The organism is Streptococcus sp. HMSC070B10 (assembly GCF_001808665.1).
Taxonomy (GTDB): Bacteria; Bacillota; Bacilli; order Lactobacillales; family Streptococcaceae; genus Streptococcus.
On record NZ_KV794152.1, the window covers coordinates 471,071 to 472,686 of the forward strand.

The 1,616-nt window shown below is 33.0% G+C and carries 4 protein-coding genes; all 4 read right to left on the reverse strand.

Going from position 1 to position 1,616, the window contains the following annotated elements:
• Window positions 1-128: 128 nt before the first annotated feature.
• The gene (locus HMPREF2613_RS03915; RefSeq protein WP_070479119.1) at window positions 129-485 is read right to left on the reverse strand and encodes a hypothetical protein; all 357 of its coding nucleotides are present in this window, start codon (window positions 483-485) and stop codon (window positions 129-131) included.
• Complete coding sequence (locus HMPREF2613_RS03920; RefSeq protein ID WP_042751197.1) at window positions 485-916, reverse strand: hypothetical protein; 432 nt, start codon at window positions 914-916, stop codon at window positions 485-487. The genes HMPREF2613_RS03915 and HMPREF2613_RS03920 overlap by 1 nt, the downstream gene beginning before the upstream one ends.
• 45 nt (window positions 917-961) lie before the next feature.
• Window positions 962-1,306, reverse strand: coding sequence for a hypothetical protein (locus tag HMPREF2613_RS03925; RefSeq protein ID WP_070479121.1), 345 nt, complete (start codon window positions 1,304-1,306; stop codon window positions 962-964).
• On the reverse strand, window positions 1,306-1,616 hold a 311-nt coding region (locus HMPREF2613_RS03930), incomplete at its 5' end, for a hypothetical protein (protein ID WP_070479124.1). The genes HMPREF2613_RS03930 and HMPREF2613_RS03925, both read right to left, overlap by 1 nt.

Sequence of the window (1,616 nt, forward strand, 5' to 3'; positions counted from 1 at the left end):
AACATAAAAACACCTCCTGCTGTGATAATTGCGAGTGACACAACGATTAATATCCATTTATGACTTTTTTTAATGCTGGAATTATTCATTTAAGTTGTTCTCCTTTTTCTTATTACTATACGATTAGCCTATATTACACTATAATAAGAAAAAGTTGATTTACTTCTATCAGTTTTAGTAGGACTCTCTGGATTCGTCCCTGCAGCAATCACAGCTACATTTTTATAATCCGGTTTGCCGTTGACCATAGGAGCTACCGCCAAACCATCAAAACCTGTCCCTGGGTCAGACTTAGTGGCAACAACACGGAATTCTTGACCATCAGAAGTGGTTATGGTGTTGGTTTCATCCGAAAATAACTTATCATCTGTTTTGGATACAACCTTCTTTTCAACTTCCCTTTCAGCATACTCAGAATTTACACTATAAACATTTTTCCCTTGATTTAATTCATTAAGTTGTTTATCAGTATAACTATACACCATTAATATTCTCCTTCTGAACCGTCTGAATAAACAACTTTTGTGAGTTTATTTGTCTTTCCCAAGTGACTATTCAAAAAATCTCGATCCTCTTTTCTGTTCTCTCTCTCTAAAGATATGTCAGAAATACGTTTATCTTTTTTCGAATAATTAATTTTATATTTTATACTTTTCTCATTAAAAAATAGTTCAACTACGCAAGTCCAACTTCCTGGTGGGTTTGTGTAGTTAGCATTAGAAAAACTAATTTTTTCAATACCCTCATAACTATCTTTTAAGGTTTCAACCAAACTAACTTCATATTCTCTATTTCGACGCTCTTCTTGGGATTTCCCTAACATAGAAAACATAAAAACACCTCCTGCTGTGATAATTGCGATTGACAAAAATATTAGTAACCTTTTATGACTTTTTTTGATGCCAGAATTACTCATTTAAGCTTTTCTCCTTTTTCTTATTATACTATAAGAAAGATTAGTCTATATTACACTATAATAAGGAAAAGTTATTTCAGATTTATCAATCTCAGTAGGGCTCCAAGGATCTGTCCCCGCAGCAATCACAGCTATACTTTTATAATCCGGTTTGCCATTGGCTATAGGAGCTACCGCCAAACCATCAAAACCTGTTCCTGAGTCAGACTTAGTGGCGACAACACGGAATTCTTGACTATCGGATATTATGGTGTTTGTTTCACCTTTATTTTTAGGCGAAGGAGTAACAATTTTGTAACCCTTTCGCTTGACATATTCTGGATTGGAACTATAAACATTTTTCCCTTGATTTAATTCATTAAGTTGTTTATCTGTATAAGTGAAAACCACTACTGTTCTCCTTTTTCTTTATCCGAATAATATATAGTAACTAAAGATGTTGTTTTCCCTTTATGAGAATTCAATATTTCCCACTGGTCATTTATTTCTTTATTTGTTTTTCCATTAACAAAACCATTATAATTTTCAACTTCATTTAAAGAGTGGCCTACACGATATTCTATTTTTACTTTATCTGAAAATAGAATATTTACATCACAAGACCAGTCGCCCGGAGGGGTTGTATATTCTGGATTGGAAATTTTAATCTCCTCAATCCCTTCATAGGAATTCTTTAAAGCATTCACCAAACTAACTTCAT

Excerpts from the sequence above, each read along its gene's own strand:
- HMPREF2613_RS03920 (WP_042751197.1), bottom strand. The coding sequence starts at position 916 with ATGAGTAATTCTGGCATCAAAAAAAGTCATAAAAGGTTACTAATATTT.
- HMPREF2613_RS03915 (WP_070479119.1), bottom strand. The coding sequence starts at position 485 with ATGGTGTATAGTTATACTGATAAACAACTTAATGAATTAAATCAAGGG.